The organism is Streptomyces sp. NPDC006655, assembly GCF_040703965.1.
In the GTDB taxonomy this organism is placed as follows: domain Bacteria; phylum Actinomycetota; class Actinomycetes; order Streptomycetales; family Streptomycetaceae; genus Streptomyces.
In genome coordinates this window covers 1-15,777 of record NZ_JBEYJU010000027.1, presented here as the reverse complement: position 1 = coordinate 15,777, position 15,777 = coordinate 1, and the positions used below count along the sequence as shown (strand labels likewise).

Here is a 15,777-nt window from a genome sequence, read left to right as displayed (position 1 = left end):
GGACGAGAACAGGTCTTACGACCGTATGAACGAGGGGAGGGGCACGTGCGCGTGCCCCTCCCCTCGTTCACGTCGCCCTACTGCGGGTCGGGGCCGATCGCGACCGGTCGGGAGGCGTCGGCGGACCACTCCGACCACGAACCGACGTACAGCGCCGCCGGGATGCCCGCGACGGCCAGCGCGAGCACCTCGTGGGCGCCGGAGACGCCCGAACCGCAGTACACGCCGACCGCGGCCCCCTGCGTGGCACCCAAGCCCTTGAACCGCCCCTGGAGCTCGGCGGCGGGCAGGAACCGGCCGTCCGGGCCGACGTTCTCGGCGGTCGGCGCCGACACGGCGCCCGGGATGTGCCCGCCGACCCGGTCGATCGGCTCCACTTCCCCCCGGTACCGCTCCCCCGCGCGGGCGTCGAGCAGCACACCCGAGCGAGCCAGCGCCGCCGCCCCGTCGGCGTCGAGCAACCCGGCCGCGTCGGGCGCCGGTTCGAAGTCGCCCTGGACCGGCGTGACCACGTCGGTCGAAAGGGCGCCCTCCCAGGACGGCAACCCGCCGTCGAGGACCCGCACGTCCGGGTGACCCGTCCAGCGCAGCAGCCACCAGGCGCGCGCGGCCGCCCAGCCCAGCCCCCCGTCGTAGACCACGACCGGGCGGCCGGCCGAGACGCCCGCGCGGCGCATCGCCGCACCGAAGACGGCCAGGTCGGGCAGGGGATGCCGGCCGTTCTCGCCGGGCGCGGAGGCGAGTTCCCCGTCCAGGTCCACGAAGACCGCGCCCGGCAGGTGGCCTTCCGCGTAGGCGGCCCGGCCGTCGAACGGCGGTGCGCCCGGCGAGGTCAGCCGCCAGCGGACGTCCAGCAGGACGGGTGGGTTCGGCCCGGTCAGAGCGTCGGCGAGTTCGGTTGCGGTGATGATGGCTTCCATGGCCCCATCCTTACGCCAGGGGTGGCCGCGGCGTCCAGGTACGACTACTCTGCTCGGCCGGGCAGGCTCGATCACCTGGCGTACGGGACCGGGCACATGCTGTACAGCAGATGGACGCCCCCCGGCGATCGACCGGGACGGGCGGAAGCGGCAGACAAGGCATCCCCGCGGCGAGGCCGCCCCACAGCCGTGACCACAGGTCGCCACGGACGGTGCGGGCATCGGTACGGGGCGTACCCGCGACCGGGGTGCAACCGGTCCGCGGAGCGGAAGCGACACGGCCACCGCGAGGGGCCGAGGAGAGAGTGACGATGACCGAGGTACGGGGATCGGCCGGCCCGAACGGCGCGCACGCTCGGCGCGCGCCCGGCACCCCCTGCTGGGTGAGTCTGATGGTGCACGGCTTGACCACGACCGAGGAGTTCTACGGGGCGCTGTTCGGCTGGGAGTTCGAGCCCGGCCCGCAGCAGCTCGGCCCCTACGTCCGGGCCCTGCTCGACGGGCGGGAGGTCGCGGGCATCGGTCAGCTGCCGCCGGACCTGCGGCTGCCGATCGCCTGGACGCCGTACTTCGCCTCGCACGACGTGGATCTGACGGCGGAGACGGCCCGGTTGTGCGGGGGCACGGTGGGGGTCGGGCCGCTCGACGCGGCCGAGGCCGGGCGGATGGCCATCGCCAGCGACCCCTCCGGCGCGGTGTTCGGCATCTGGCAGGCCTCGGCCCACCTCCTCACCTCCCTGACCGGGGTTCCGGGCACACCGGTCTGGGACGAGCTGCTCACCTTCGAGACGTCGAGCGTCGCCAAGTTCTACGCGACGGTGTTCGGTTACGAGGAGGAGCCGGTGGTGTCCGCCGACTTCGACTACGTGACCCTGCACGTCGGGGGCCGCCCGGTGGCCGGCATCCACGGCGTCGGCCTCTCGCTGCCCCGGGACCGGGGGCCGCACTGGCTGACGTACTTCGAGGCGGCCGACGTGGACGCCACCCTGCGTGCGGTCGCCGAGCTGGGCGGGCAGGTCCTGAGGCCGGCCCGGGACAGCGCGCACGGCCGGGTCGCCACGGTGGCCGACCCGGAGGGCGCGGTGTTCTCGCTGATCGAGGGCCCGCGGTGACGGGCCGGTGCCGGCGTCCTACGTGGTGACCGGGAGCACGTCCGGGGACAGGGCCGCCGCGCGGGCCGACGCGGCGGTCATCCGGCGCCGGTGGTGGCGTCGGCAGAGCACCTCGTAACCGACCTTCCCGGCCGCCTCGTTGACGTCTCCCACGACCACCTGGGCGCCCTCGACGACCATCTCGCCACCGACGGTGCGGGCGTTGTGGGTGGCGCGGGCGCCGCACCAGCACAGCGCCTCCACCTGGAGGACCTCGACGCGGTCGGCCAGCTCCACCAGCCGCTGCGAGCCGGGGAACAGCTTGGAGCGGAAGTCGGTGGTGATGCCGAACGCGTAGACGTCGAGACCGAGATCGTCGACCACGCGCGCGAGCTGGTCGATCTGCTCCGGTCCCAGGAACTGCGCCTCGTCGGCGATGACGTAGTCGGCCCGGCCGCCCTGGGAGAGATGGTCGACCAGGTAGGCGTACAGGTCCTGCTCGTCCTCGACCTCCACGGCGTCGGTGACCAGTCCGAGGCGGGAGGAGAGCTTGCCGTGGCCCGCGCGGTCGTCACGGCTGAAGATCATGCCGACGAGGCCGCGCGCCGATCGGTTGTGCTCGATCTGCAGAGCCAGCGTCGACTTCCCGCAGTCCATCGTTCCGGAGAAGAACACCAGCTCGGGCATGGGGAGTTGAGCACCTTTCGGCGAGTTTCGGTCAGGGGGCGTCAGGAGCGTACTTCGAGCAGCGGCACGAGCTGCTCGGCGGGGGTCATCGAACCGTGGTTGCCGACCATCGCCGACTCCTTGGGCTCCCGCTCGGAGGCGATGATCAGGACGTCGTCGTGCGCGGCCGCGACGACGTCGCCGATCCGCTCGTACACCCGCTCGTCGAACCTGCCCGGCGGGCCGAACCAGCCGGCGGTGATCGCCTCGTCCCGCGAGGCCACCCAGAACTGCTCGCCGAGCACCTCGCGCCAGCAGGTCAGCACGTCGTTCTCGGCGCCCGGCACGGCGTACACGTGCCGGGCCCGGCCCTCGCCGCCGAGCAGCGCGACCCCGGCCCGCAGCTCCCAGTCCTCGTCGAAGTCGATGCGGTGCTGTTCGTCGAACGGGATGTCGACCATGCCGTGGTCGGCGGTGACGTAGAGCGCGCTGCGCGGGGGCAGTTGCTCGGCGAGCCGCTGCACCAACCGGTCGACGTGCATCAGCTGGCCCCGCCAGGTGTCGGAGTCGACGCCGTAGCGGTGGCCCGCGCCGTCCAGCTCGGCGTAGTACGTGTACACGAGGGAGCGGTCGGCGGCGCCGAGCTGCTCCGCCGCGAGGTCCATCCGCTCCTCGCCGGTCAGCCGTCCGTGGAACGTTCCGCCGCTGAGCGCGACCTTCGTGAGCGGGGTGCGCTCGAAGGTCGGCGAGGACACCTGGGCGGAGTGCACCCCGGCGTCCTTTGCGAGCTGGAAGACGGTGGGGTACGGCTGCCAGGCGGCCGGGTCGGTCCAGGGCTGCCAGCGGAGCTGGTTCATCAGCTCACGGGTCGACGGGTTGCGGACCGTGTAGCCGGGCAGACCGTGCGCGCCGGGCGGCAGACCGGTGCCGACGGAGGCGAGGGAGGTCGCGGTGGTCGCCGGGTAGCCGGCGGTGATCGGCCGTCCCGTGCCGCCGCGCGAGCTGCCGAGCAGCGAGGTCAGGTAGGGCGCCTCGGCGGGGTGGGCCTTGATCTGCTCCCAGCCCAGTCCGTCGATCAGGAAGACGCAGTTGCGGTCCGCCGGGGTGAGTTCCGCGATCGACGCGGTCATGCCGGGTACGGCCATCCCGGCGGCCAGGGTGGGCAGGAGGTCGGCGAGGGAACCGCTGCCGTACTCGGGCAGCGGCGCGGAGCCGAGGGCGAGGGGTTCCGGATGGTCCCAGGCGGCGTACGCCATCAGCGTGTGACGTCCGCGGTCGCCTCGGAGATCGCCTGCGCGAAGGCGAGCGCCTGGCGCACCGTCTCCGGGCCGTCCCCGGCCTCGCTCACGCGCAGGCTGAGGTCGTCCGCCGTGGAGCTGCCGGTGTAGCCGTGGTCGGCGTCGCAGTTGGGGTCGCCGCAGGCGGCGGGTTCCAGGTCGATCCGGGAGACGGCACCCCAGCCGATGGTCAGCACGATCTCCCGGGGCAGGGTTCCGGGCGTGTACTGCTCCGGGTTGGCGACCACCCGGCTGACCACGACCGACGAGATCCGGCCGAGCTTGACGGACTCGGTCGAGGTGGTGGCGTACGGCGTCGGGGAGGTGCTGTCGGCGGCCTGCTCGTCGGTGTGGCTGACGATGAAGCGGTTGCCGGTGAGGACGAGCACGGTCACGTGCCGCCGCACCTCGTTCTGGTCGAACGTCGTCTCCTGGTGGACCAGGTACGACCGGATCGGCTCACCACCCACGGCAGCCTCCACCGCCTCGGCCACGAGGGCCGGGTAGTAGCCGCTGCGCTCGATCGCGACGCGCAGCCCCTGGGTCGTCGTACTGGTCTTGGCCATGGCGTCCATCCTAATCCGTGGGCAAGGGGCCCCGGGCCAGTCGCGGGCACCTCCTCGAACGCCGCCACCGGGTGCAGAGGTTCGCCGCCCTCAGTACGCGGGCAGGGTGCGGGGGCCGAGGTCGTCGCGGGCCGGCGGGGGTGCGAGGCGGACCGTGGCACCGAGGACGCTCACGCCCTGCCGGGCGACGACGACCGGTTCCAGGGTGACCGCCACCACCTCCGGGTGGTCGTCGACCAGCCGGGAGACCCTGAGCAGCAGCTCCTCCAGGGCGGGCGTGTCGACGGGGGCCGAGCCGCGCCAGCCGAACAGCAGGGGGGCGGTCCGGATCGACCGCACCAGCGAGGCCGCGTCCCGGTCGGTGACCGGAACCAGCCGGTGCGCCATGTCGTCGAGCAGCTGCGAGGCGGCCCCGGCGAGCCCGAACGACAGCACGGCCCCGGCCGCCGGGTCGATCACGGCCCGTACGACGGTGTCGACGCCCCGGGGCGCCATCCGCTGCACCACCGGCCGCAGCTCCTCCGGCGGCCCGAACAGCTGTGCCAACTCGGCGTAGGCCCGGCGCAGTTGCCCCTCGTCCGCGAGGTCGAGGCGGACGCCGCCCAGGTCCGCGCGGTGCCGCAGATGGGGAGCGGTGGCCTTGAGGGCGACGGGGTAGCCGAGGTCGCGGGCGGCCCGGACGGCGGCTTCCGGGCTGGGCGCGGGCAGCGCCCGGTGCACGGGGATCCCGTACCTGCCGAGCAGCGCGCAGGTCTCCTCGACGCCGAGGGTGAGGCCCTGGCCGCCCGCCGACAGCGCGCCGATCAGCTCGGCGGCCCCCTTCTCGTCGATGTCGTCGTATTCGGGCACCCGTCCGGGCTCGGCGGCCTCCCGCCGCCACTGCGCGTACTTCACGGCCTCGGCGAGCGCCCGCACGGCGCGCTCGGCGGCGGGGTAGGCGGGGATCAGGCGGGAGTACGAGTGGCGCACCGCGGTGGGAAGCGCTTGCGCAGGGGGGACCGGGTGGGCATCGGCGCCGGTGCCCGGTGCCGTCGCTCCCGCCTGCGGTGCGGTACGGCCCGCGGCCGACAGCGCCTCCGCCAGCCCACCGAGTTCCACGTGCACCACCAGCACGGGCTTCCCGGGCACCGACTCGGCCGCCGACCGCAGCGCCTCCGCCAGCTCGGCGTCCCCCACCGGTCCCTCCCCGATCGCCGGTATCGCCGTCACGACCACCGCGTCGCAGGACTCGTCCGCCAGCGCCCGGGCCAGCGCCCGGTGGAAGTCGGCCGCGGTCGCCCCGGTCGTCAGGTCCAGCGGCCCGGCCGGGCGCAGCCCTTCCGCGAGGCACCGGTCGTACGTCAGCAGCCCCAGCGATTCGGAGTTCCCGAGGATGGCGACCCGCGGTCCGGACGGCAACGGCTGCCGTGCGAGCAGCAGCCCCGCGTCGACCAGTTCGGTGATGGTGTCGACGCGGATCACCCCGGCCTGCCGCAGCAGCGCGGAGACCGTGGCGTGCGGCAGCCGCGTCGCCCGTACCGCGTGCCCCTGCGGCGCCGATCCCGCGCTCTGCACCACGACCAGCGGCTTGGCGGCCGCCGTGCGCCGTGCGAGCCGGGTGAACTTGCGGGGGTTGCCGATCGACTCCAGGTACATGAGGACGACGTCGGTCTCGGGGTCGTCGTACCAGTACTGGAGCACGTCGTTGCCGGAGACGTCCGCGCGGTTGCCCGCCGAGACGAAGGTGGACACGCCCGTGGTCCCGGTGACTCCCCCGCCCCGCCGGTGCAGCCGGGACAGCAGGGCGATGCCGATGGCGCCGGACTGGGCGAACAGCCCGATGCGGCCGGGGCGCGGCATCTCGGGTGCGAGGGATGCGTTCAGCCGGACGTCGTCCGCCGTGTTGATGACCCCGAAGGCGTTGGGCCCGACGATCCGCATGCCGTACGTGCGCGCGCGGCGGACCAGGTCGCGCTGGCGTTCGCGGCCGTCGGGCCCGCTCTCCGCATAGCCGGCGGCGAGGACGACGAGGCCCTGGACGCCGTGCTCCCCGCACGCGGTGACGACGTCGGGGACGTGGTCGGCGGGTACGGCGACCACCGCCAGGTCCACCGGTTCTCCGATGTCCCGTACGGAGCGGTGCGCGGGCACCCCGTCGACCTCCTTGAGGTCCTCGGGGAAGGCCCTGTTCACGGCGTGCAGACGGCCGGTGAACCCGGCGTCCCTGAGGTTGCCGAGAACGCTGCGGCCCACCCCGCCGGGCGCGCGGCCGACGCCGATCACGGCCACGGCGCCGGGCGCCAGCAGCCGTCGTACCGAACGGGCCTCGGCACGCTGCTCGCGGGCCTGCTGGACCGCGACCGAGCGGTCCGTGGGCTCCAGGCCGAACTCCAGGCGGACGACGCCGTCCTCGAAGCTGCGCTTCTGGGTGTAGCCGGCGTCCGTGAACACCTTGATCATCCTGCTGTTGGCGGGCAGCACCTCGGCGGCGAACCGGCGGATCCCGCGCTCGCGCGCGACGGCGGCGATGTGCTCCAGGAGCGCGGAGGCGACCCCGCGGCCCTGATGGGCGTCCTGGACGAGGAAGGCGACCTCGGCCTCGTCGGCGGGGGCGGAGGCGGGCGTGCCGTCGGCGCCAATGCGGTCATAGCGTACGGTTGCGATGAACTCGCCGCCGATGGTGGCCGCGAGTCCCACCCTGTCCACAAAGTCGTGGTGAGTGAAGCGGTGGACGTCCTTGGCGGAGAGTCTGGGGTAGGGCGCGAAGAAGCGGTAGTACTTCGACTCGTCCGAGACCTGCTCGTAGAAGCTGACCAGGCGGTCGGCGTCATCAACGGTGATGGGCCGGATGCGCGCGGTACCACCGTCGCGCAGCACCACGTCCGCCTCCCAGTGGGCGGGGTACTCGTGCCGGTCCTGCCGGTCCGCCGGGGTCTGCATGGGCCCCAGAGTACGGCTCGCGTCCGACAACGGCGCGAGGCAGTCTGTGGAGGACGGAAGCCGGACCGAGGCCGCGGTCCGGCGACACACCCGAAGGGACTCAGGTCCGCTCCGGGGATGCTTCACGATATGGAAAACTGGTCTAGACAACCCTGAACACCGAAGGGCAGCATCACATGGCTGAGCGCCGCGTCAACGTCGGCTGGGCCGAGGGCCTCCACGCCCGCCCCGCTTCCATCTTCGTCCGAGCCGCCACGGCCACAGGCGTCCCGGTCACGATCGCCAAGGCCGGGGGCAACCCCGTCAACGCGGCCTCCATGCTGGCGGTCCTGGGACTGGGCGCCCAGGGCGGCGAGGAGATCGTCCTCGCCTCCGACGCCGAGGGCGCGGACGCCGCCCTCGACCGCCTGGCGAAGCTGGTCGCCGAGGGCCTCGAGGAACTCCCCGAGACCGTCTGAGCACCGCAGCGCCCGCACGACCGGGGCCGCGCCACCCCTCCGGGGGCCGGCGCGGCCCCGCCCTTTTTCGCGCACGAAAGACACGCAGCCGGAATCAGCGGCACGCTTGAACAAGTGCGCGCCGCAATACGGGCGCGCTCGGCAGCGGCACCGGTAAACGTAAATAAGGGCACGCCTCGGAACGGGCACGCCTGGATAAAGGGCACAGCTGGATACGGGCACCGAAAAAACGGCCCCCGCGAATAGCACCTCTTTGTATACGGCGCCCGTGTTAATGCCGCACGCCCGACATGTTTACGGGATGTTGCGAAGTCCTCACAGGGTTCGCCCGTTCGGCGGCGCCGGGAAACCGGAGCCGGTGGAAGGCCGTGGAGCGCTCGGTGTGCAGCGCCGTCACCGCCCGGGCGCGCTCCCCGTCCCCGCGCGCCACCGCGTCCACGATCGCGCCGTGCTCCGCCCAGGACTCCACCGGGCTGACGGGCGCCTCCACCGTGTACATCCAGGCGATCTTGTGCCGCAACTGGGTGAGCGTCGCCGTCAGGGCGTGGCTGGCGGAGGCCTGGGCGAGCGTCTCGTGGAACCAGCCGCCCAGCGAGCGCAGGTCGTCGCTGTTGCCGGTCCTGGCCCGCTCCTGCCCCAGCCTGACCAGCCCGCGCAGCACCTTCAGGTGGGCCTCGGTGCGGCGCTGGGCGGCCCGCAGGGCGCCGAGCGGCTCCAGGAGCAGGCGCATCTCCAGCAGGTCGGCGGCCTCCTGCTCGGTCGGTTCGGCCACGCAAGCGCCCGCGTGCCGGCGGGTCACGACGAAGCCCTCGGCCTCCAGGGTGCGCAGCGCCTCGCGGACCGGGACGCGCGAGACGCCGTAGCGGCGGGCCAGGAGTTCCTCGGTGAGCCGGCTGCCGCGCTCGTGGACACCCGCGACGATGTCGTCCCGGATCGCCGTGCATACCGAGTGCGCCGGAATGCGCATGTCCGACCTCCGCCTTAATCCCCGTGAAACGCCGCCGAGTGACGCCGGTTCCGTGACTCTATTGCAATGCGCGGGAATTTCCGACGGGGGGCCGGAATCCATGAGTATTTTTTGGACAGCGGGGGCGCGAAAACGGCGAAAGCCCCGGCCGGCTGCCGGGGCTTCGCAGGATGTCACCGAAAAGGACGGACGTCAGACGTTCACACCGTGCTTGCGGAGGTAGGCGACCGGGTCGACGTCGGAGCCGTACTCCGCGGTCGTACGGGCCTCGAAGTGGAGGTGGGGGCCGGTGGTGTTGCCGGTGGACCCGGAGAGGCCGATCTGCTGGCCCGGGGTCACCTGCTGCCCCACCGAGACACCGATGGACGACAGGTGGCCGTACTGGGTGTACATGCCGTCGGCCATCTTGATGACGATCTGGTTGCCGTACGCCCCGCCCCAGCCGGTGGAGACGACCGTGCCGGTGCCCACCGCGTGCACGACCGTGCCGGCGGCGGCGTGGAAGTCGATGCCGGTGTGGGAGCCGGAGGACCACAGGGAGCCGCCGGTCTTGTAGCCGGTGGAGACGTACGAGTCGCTGATCGGCGCGACGAAGGCGTTGAGGCGCTTGCGCTCGGCCTCCCGCGCGGCCCGTGCCTTGGCCTCGCGCTCCTTCTCGGCCCGCGCCGCGGCCTTCTCGCGCGCGGCCTGTTCGGCCGCCTTGCGCTCGGCCACCGCCTGCTGCGCGGCAGCCTGGGCGTCGACGTGCTCGGCGACCGAGTCGCTGACCGTGATGACCGGGGTGAGACCGGTCTGCTCGACGCTGTTCTCGGCGGCGAGCGCCGGGGCGGCGGAGACGGTGCCGATGACGCCGGTGGTGGTGAGGGCCGCGATGCCGGCGGCCTGCGCGGTGGTGCGCTTCACCCGGCCGGGACGACGGTGCTTCCCGGAGGCGCACATGAACGCCATGTAGAGGCTGGTCCTTTCCTTCCCTCTCGCCTACCGGGTTAGCTGACGGGTTCGGAGCAGGAAGGTCTCCTACGGACCCCCTCGCGACACGCGCGGGCGCCCGATTCACCCCAGGGACTGCGTGGGTCCCCGGCTCCCCTGGCTCGCGCCGTACGGGGACTCGGCGATGGCTGTCCGGTGCCGCGGGTGCGGCGCGGTGCCTGACGGACAGCCCGAAGGAACCTACGGCGGCGTTCTTTCAAGACTCAAACCGATCGCGGCTTTTGTAGCGCATCCCACAGGGCAGACAGGCAACCTCCGCCCCAATTCGGACATACGAGAGCCCTGGTGGCCGACGGCCGCCAGGGCTCCGCACGCGTGCGTGGAGCTACTCCGCCGCGACGACGGTCACTTCGCCGATGCCGAGGGCCTCGACGGGTTCCCTGATCTGCGCCGCGTCGCCGACGAGGACCGTCACCAGGCGGTCCACCGGGAAGGCGTTCACGACCGCCGCGGTGGCCTCCACGGTGCCGGTGGCGGCCAGTTGCCGGTAGAGCGTGGCCTGGAAGTCGTCGGGCAGGTGCTGCTCGACCTGGTCGGCGAGGGTGCCTGCGACGGCCGCCGCCGTCTCGTACTTGAGCGGCGCCACACCGACGAGGTTCTGCACGGCGACGTCGCGCTCGGCGTCGGTGAGGCCCTCGGCGGCGAGGGTGCGCAGCACCGTCCACAGGTCGTCGAGGGCGGGCCCGGTGTTCGGGGTGTCCACGGAACCGCTGATGGCCAGCAGGGAGGCACCGGTGCCGTCGGGGGCGGAGCGCAGCACCTGCCCGAAGGAGCGGACGCCGTACGTGTAGCCCTTCTCCTCGCGCAGCACGCGGTCCAGGCGCGAGGTGAGGGTGCCGCCCAGGCAGTAGGTGCCGAGCACCTGGGCGGGCCAGACCCGGTCGTGCCGGTCCGGGCCGACGCGGCCGATGAGCAGCTGGGTCTGGACGGCACCGGGGCGGTCCACGACGACGACCCGTCCGGTGTCGTCGGCGGTCACCGGCGGCACCGGCCGGGGCTCGGCGGTGGAGCCGGTCCAGGCGCCCAGGGTGTCGCCGAGCAGCGCGTCCAGGTCGATGCCGGTCAGGTCGCCGACGACGACCGCGGTGGCGGTGACGGGGCGTACGTGGCGGTCGTAGAACGCTCGTACGGCGGCGGCGTCGATCTTCTCGACGGTGTCCTCGGTGCCCTGGCGCGGGCGGGACATCCGCGCGGTCGCCGGAAACAGCTCCTTGTAGAGCTGCTTGGCGGCCCGGCGGCTGGGGTTGGCCAGCTCGTGCGGGATCTCGTCGAGACGGTTGCGGACCAGCCGCTCGACCTCGCTGTCGGCGAAGGCGGGCGCCCTGAGGGCGTCGGAGAGCAGTCCGAGGCCCTTGGCGAGACGGGAGGCCGGGACCTCCAGGCTGATGCGGACGCCGGGGTGGTCGGCGTGCGCGTCGAGGGTCGCCCCGGCCCGCTCCAGCTCGGCGGCGTAGTCCTCGGCGGAATGCCGGTCGGTGCCCTCGGAGAAGGCCCGCGCCATGATCGTGGCGACACCGTCCAGGCCGGCCGGTTCGGCGTCCAGAGGCGCGTCCAGGAGCACCTCCACGGCGACGACCTGCTGGCCGGGGCGGTGGCAGCGGAGCACGGTCAGGCCGTTGTCCAGGGTGGTGCGCTCGGGGGCGGGGAAGGCCCACGGCCTGGCCTCGCCCGGCTGCGGCTGGGGATGGAAGTCCATGCTGGCGAGCTCGGTCACTTGGCCGTCTCCTCATCGTTGTCGCCGGCCTCGACCGTGGCCTCGGCCTCGGGGTCCTCGGGCACGTCGGCGTCCTCGACCGCCTCCGGGGACTTGGGCTCGTAGACGAGCACCGCGCGGTTGTCGGGGCGCAGCCGGGCCTTGGCGACCTCCTGGACCTCCTCGGGGGTGATCTGGAGGACGCGCTGGACGGCGGTCAGGGCGAGCTGCGGGTCGCCGAACAGGACGGCGAACCGGCACAGTTCGTCGGCGCGGCCGGCCACGGTGCCGAGCCGGTCCAGCCACTCGCGCTCCAACTGGGCCTGGGCGCGCTCCATCTCCTCGGGCGTGGGGCCCTCCTCGGCGAACCGGGCGAGCTCCTCGTCGATGGCGGCCTCGATGACCGGCACCTCGACGTCACCGGAGGTCTTCACGTCCAGCCAGCCCAGGGACGGCGCGCCGGCGAGCCGCAGCAGGCCGAAGCCGGCCGCGACGGCCGTGCGGTCGCGTCGCACCAGGCGGTTGTAGAGGCGGGAGGACTCACCGCCGCCGAGGACGGTCAGGGCCAGGTCGGCCGCGTCGGACGCGCGCGTGCCGTCCTCGGGGAGCCGGTACGCGGCCATCAGCGCCCGCGCGGGTACCTCCTCGACGACGACCTCGCGCAGCTGCCCGCCCATGATCTCGGGCAGCGCGCCGTCGCGCGGGGTGGGCTTGCCGTCGTGCGCCGGGATGGAACCGAAGTACTTCTCGATCCAGGCGAGCGTCTGCTGCGGGTCGATGTCGCCGACGACCGACAGGACGGCGTTGTTGGGCGCGTAGTAGGTGCGGAAGAACGCGCGGGCGTCCTCCAGGGTGGCCGCGTCCAGGTCCGCCATCGAGCCGATCGGCGTGTGGTGGTAGGGGTGGCCCTCCGGGTAGGCGAGGGCGGTCAGCCTCTCGAACGCCGTGCCGTAGGGGACGTTGTCGTAGCGCTGGCGGCGCTCGTTCTTCACGACGTCGCGCTGGTTCTCCATCGACTCGTCGTCCAGGGCTGCGAGCAGCGAGCCCATGCGGTCGGCCTCCAGCCAGAGGGCGAGCTCCAGCTGGTGGGCGGGCATGGTCTCGAAGTAGTTGGTGCGCTCGAAGCTCGTGGTGCCGTTGAGCGAGCCGCCGGCGCCCTGGACGAGCTCGAAGTGGCCGTTGCCCTTCACCTGGGCGGAGCCCTGGAACATCAGGTGCTCGAAAAGGTGAGCCAGGCCGGTACGGCCCTTGACTTCGTGCCGGGAACCGACGTCGTACCAGAGGCAGACCGCCGCGACCGGGGTCAGGTGGTCCTCGGAGAGCACCACGCGCAGACCGTTGGCCAAGCGGTGCTCGGTCGCTGTCAGGCCTCCGGAGCCTGTCTCGGCCGTGGTCGTGTGACCCATGGGCATGTACGTCCCTTCGCTCGCGGAAGCGGTCTCGAACCGCGGTTTTTCTGCCGGTCCTGCCACTGTATGCAAGCGGGCGGGGACCCGGCGAAGTTCCCGCACGACGTACGCCCACAGCGGATCGCGTAGCCTGCGTCAGACCCGCTCTCGAACGCCGCCGGGCGGCGGAGCGGGCCGCGGAGACCGGGTCCTGACCCGGGTTGTCAGTACGGCGGTCCACAATGGTCCGCGTCAGATCCCGTTCACGCATGAGCAAGGAGCCGGCAGCGATGGCCCGCCGCAGCACGAAGACCCCGCCGCCCGACGACTCGTTCGAGGAGAGGATCCTCGACATCGACGTCGTGGACGAGATGCGCGGCTCCTACCTCGAGTACGCGTACTCGGTCATCTACTCGCGCGCCCTGCCGGACGCCCGCGACGGGCTCAAGCCGGTGCACCGCCGGATCGTCTACCAGATGAACGAGATGGGGCTGCGTCCCGAGCGCGGCTACGTGAAGTGCGCGCGTGTGGTCGGCGAGGTGATGGGCAAGCTGCACCCGCACGGCGACTCGTCGATCTACGACGCGCTGGTGCGGATGGCGCAGCCGTTCTCGATGCGCGTCCCGCTGGTCGACGGCCACGGCAACTTCGGCTCGCTGGGCAACGACGACCCGCCGGCCGCCATGCGGTACACCGAGTGCCGGATGGCCGAGGCGACCAGCCTGATGACCGAGTCCATCGACGAGGACACGGTCGACTTCGCGCCCAACTACGACGGCCAGGAGCAGGAGCCGGTGGCGCTGCCCGCCGCCTTCCCGAACCTTCTGGTGAACGGTTCCTCGGGGATCGCCGTCGGCATGGCGACCAACATGCCGCCGCACAACCTCGGCGAGGTGATCGCGGCCGCGCGGCACCTGATCCGCTACCCGAACGCGGACCTGGACGCGCTGATGAAGCACGTCCCGGGCCCCGACCTGCCGACCGGTGGCCGGATCGTCGGCCTGGAAGGCGTCCGGGACGCGTACGAGACGGGCCGCGGCACCTTCAAGATCCGGGCCACGGTGGCGGTGGAGACGGTGACGGCCCGCCGCAAGGGCCTGGTCATCACCGAACTGCCGTTCGCCGTCGGCCCCGAGAAGGTCATCGCCAAGATCAAGGACCTGGTCAACGCCAAGAAGCTGCAGGGCATCGCCGACGTCAAGGACCTCACCGACCGCGAGCACGGACTGCGCCTGGTCGTCGAGATCAAGAACGGGTTCGTGCCGGAGGCGGTCCTGGAGCAGCTCTACAAGCTGACGCCGATGGAGGAGTCCTTCGGCATCAACAACGTGGCCCTGGTGGACGGCCAGCCGCTCACCCTGGGCCTCAAGGAACTCCTCGAGGTCTACCTGGACCACCGTTTCGACGTGGTGCGCCGCCGCAGCGAGTTCCGCCGCACCAAGCGCCGCGACCGCCTGCACCTGGTCGAGGGCCTGCTCACCGCCCTGGTCGACATCGACGAGGTCATCCGGCTCATCCGCTCCAGCGAGAACAGCGCGCAGGCGAAGGAGCGCCTGATGGAGCGCTTCTCCCTGTCGGAGGTCCAGACCCAGTACATCCTCGACACGCCGCTGCGCCGCCTCACCAAGTACGACCGCATCGAGCTGGAGGCGGAGAAGGAGAAGCTCACCGCGGAGATCGCCGAGCTGACCCGGATCCTGGAGTCGGACGCGGAGCTGCGCAAGCTGGTCTCCGCGGAACTGGCCGCCGTGGCCAAGAAGTTCGGCACCGAGCGGCGCACGGTCCTGCTGGAGGCCTCCGGTGCCGCGGCGGCCGTGGTGCCGCTCCAGGTGGCCGACGACCCGTGCCGCGTGCTGCTGTCCTCCACGGGCCTGCTGGCCCGCACCCTGAACGGCGAGCCCTTCCCGGCGGAAGCCGACGGCAGGCGCGCCAAGCACGACGTGATCGTCTCGGCGGTCCCGGCGACCGCGCGTGGCGAGATCGGCGCGGTCACCTCGACGGGCCGGCTGCTGCGGATCAACGTGGTCGACCTGCCGCAGCTCCCGGAGACGGCCGCCGCCCCCAACCTCGCGGGCGGCGCCCCGCTGTCCGAGTTCCTCTCCCTGGAGGACGGTGAGAGCGTGGTCTGCCTGACCACGCTCGACGAGTCCTCGCCGGGCCTGGCCCTCGGCACCGAGCAGGGCGTCGTCAAGCGGGTGGTGCCCGACTACCCGTCCAACAAGGAAGAGCTGGAGGTCATCACCCTCAAGGAGGGTGACCGGATCGTCGGCGCGGTGGAGCTGCGCACCGGTGAGGAGGACCTGGTCTTCATCACGGACGACGCGCAGCTGCTGCGCTACCAGGCCTCCCAGGTGCGTCCGCAGGGCCGTCCGGCGGGCGGTATGGCGGGCATCAAGCTCGCGGAGGGTGCGAAGGTCATCTCGTTCACGGCGGTGGACCCGGCGGCCGACGCGATGGTCTTCACGGTGGCCGGGTCGCGCGGCACGCTCGACGACTCGGTGCAGACGACGGCCAAGCTGACCCCGTTCGACCAGTACCCGCGCAAGGGCCGGGCCACCGGCGGTGTGCGCTGCCAGCGCTTCCTGAAGGGCGAGGACTGCCTGTCCTTCGGCTGGGCCGGTCCGGTCCCGGCGAAGGCGGCCCAGAAGAACGGCACCCCGGCCGACCTCCCGGAGGTCGACCCGCGCCGCGACGGCTCCGGCGTCTCCCTGCCGAAGACGGTGTCGGTGGTGGCGGGGCCGGTCTAGGGCCCTTCTGAGGGATCTCCGTGGGAGAAGGAGCGGCGTTCGGTGCGTGCGATCGGCGTGCGGGGTGGCGGGTCATGTGGCGGAGCCACCTGGCC

Annotated in this window: 12 protein-coding genes and 1 riboswitch; of the genes, 3 read left to right on the top strand and 9 right to left on the bottom strand. The window is 72.6% G+C overall.

The annotated features are described in order from the left end of the window. Nucleotides 1-77: 77 nt before the first annotated feature. Nucleotides 78-920, bottom strand: a complete 843-nt coding sequence (locus AB0958_RS17755) for a sulfurtransferase (RefSeq protein ID WP_366891350.1) — start codon at nucleotides 918-920, stop codon at nucleotides 78-80. A gap of 311 nt (nucleotides 921-1,231) precedes the next feature. Here AB0958_RS17755 and AB0958_RS17750 point away from each other — a divergent pair, with 311 nt between their 5' ends. Further along, nucleotides 1,232-2,032, top strand: coding sequence for a VOC family protein (locus tag AB0958_RS17750; protein WP_366891349.1), 801 nt, complete (start codon nucleotides 1,232-1,234; stop codon nucleotides 2,030-2,032). A gap of 18 nt (nucleotides 2,033-2,050) precedes the next feature. Here AB0958_RS17750 and AB0958_RS17745 read toward each other — a convergent pair whose 3' ends face one another. From AB0958_RS17745 to AB0958_RS17730, 4 genes are all read right to left on the bottom strand, one after another. Then, nucleotides 2,051-2,698, bottom strand: a complete 648-nt coding sequence (locus AB0958_RS17745; protein ID WP_132893540.1) for a thymidine kinase — start codon at nucleotides 2,696-2,698, stop codon at nucleotides 2,051-2,053. Nucleotides 2,699-2,739: 41 nt separating this feature from the next. Continuing rightward, entirely contained in the window at nucleotides 2,740-3,933 is a 1,194-nt protein-coding gene (locus AB0958_RS17740) for a nucleotide pyrophosphatase/phosphodiesterase family protein (RefSeq protein WP_366891348.1), read from the bottom strand. Further along, nucleotides 3,933-4,520: a DUF5998 family protein gene (locus AB0958_RS17735; protein WP_132893543.1), complete on the bottom strand. Its 588-nt coding sequence runs from the start codon at nucleotides 4,518-4,520 to the stop codon at nucleotides 3,933-3,935. The genes AB0958_RS17740 and AB0958_RS17735 overlap by 1 nt, the downstream gene beginning before the upstream one ends. A 90-nt stretch (nucleotides 4,521-4,610) precedes the next feature. Beyond that, complete coding sequence (locus AB0958_RS17730) at nucleotides 4,611-7,439, bottom strand: GNAT family N-acetyltransferase (RefSeq protein ID WP_366891347.1); 2,829 nt, start codon at nucleotides 7,437-7,439, stop codon at nucleotides 4,611-4,613. Between the two features lie 176 nt (nucleotides 7,440-7,615). Between AB0958_RS17730 and AB0958_RS17725 the strand changes: the two genes are divergently transcribed. Next, entirely contained in the window at nucleotides 7,616-7,897 is a 282-nt protein-coding gene (locus AB0958_RS17725) for an HPr family phosphocarrier protein (protein WP_133919479.1), read from the top strand. Nucleotides 7,898-8,168: 271 nt separating this feature from the next. On the opposite strand, the gene AB0958_RS17720 is transcribed toward AB0958_RS17725, so the two are convergent. The 4 genes from AB0958_RS17720 to AB0958_RS17705 all read right to left on the bottom strand — a co-directional run bounded on the left by AB0958_RS17720 (nucleotide 8,169) and on the right by AB0958_RS17705 (nucleotide 12,959). Then, nucleotides 8,169-8,864, bottom strand: coding sequence for a GntR family transcriptional regulator (locus AB0958_RS17720; protein WP_366891346.1), 696 nt, complete (start codon nucleotides 8,862-8,864; stop codon nucleotides 8,169-8,171). Nucleotides 8,865-9,056: 192 nt separating this feature from the next. Then, nucleotides 9,057-9,812 carry a M23 family metallopeptidase gene (locus AB0958_RS17715; protein ID WP_366891345.1) on the bottom strand — a complete coding sequence of 252 codons (756 nt, stop codon included), beginning with the start codon at nucleotides 9,810-9,812 and terminating at the stop codon, nucleotides 9,057-9,059. Nucleotides 9,813-9,824: 12 nt separating this feature from the next. After that, a riboswitch (cyclic di-AMP (ydaO/yuaA leader) is annotated at nucleotides 9,825-9,988 on the bottom strand. Nucleotides 9,989-10,179: 191 nt separating this feature from the next. Then, nucleotides 10,180-11,568, bottom strand: a complete 1,389-nt coding sequence (locus AB0958_RS17710; protein WP_366891344.1) for a pitrilysin family protein — start codon at nucleotides 11,566-11,568, stop codon at nucleotides 10,180-10,182. Next, on the bottom strand, nucleotides 11,565-12,959 hold the full coding sequence (locus AB0958_RS17705) for a pitrilysin family protein (protein WP_366891343.1): 1,395 nt from the start codon (nucleotides 12,957-12,959) through the stop codon (nucleotides 11,565-11,567). The genes AB0958_RS17710 and AB0958_RS17705 overlap by 4 nt, the downstream gene beginning before the upstream one ends. Nucleotides 12,960-13,225: 266 nt before the next feature. Between AB0958_RS17705 and AB0958_RS17700 the strand changes: the two genes are divergently transcribed. Continuing rightward, complete coding sequence (locus tag AB0958_RS17700; protein WP_366891407.1) at nucleotides 13,226-15,682, top strand: DNA topoisomerase IV subunit A; 2,457 nt, start codon at nucleotides 13,226-13,228, stop codon at nucleotides 15,680-15,682. The last annotated feature ends 95 nt before the right edge of the window (nucleotides 15,683-15,777 follow it).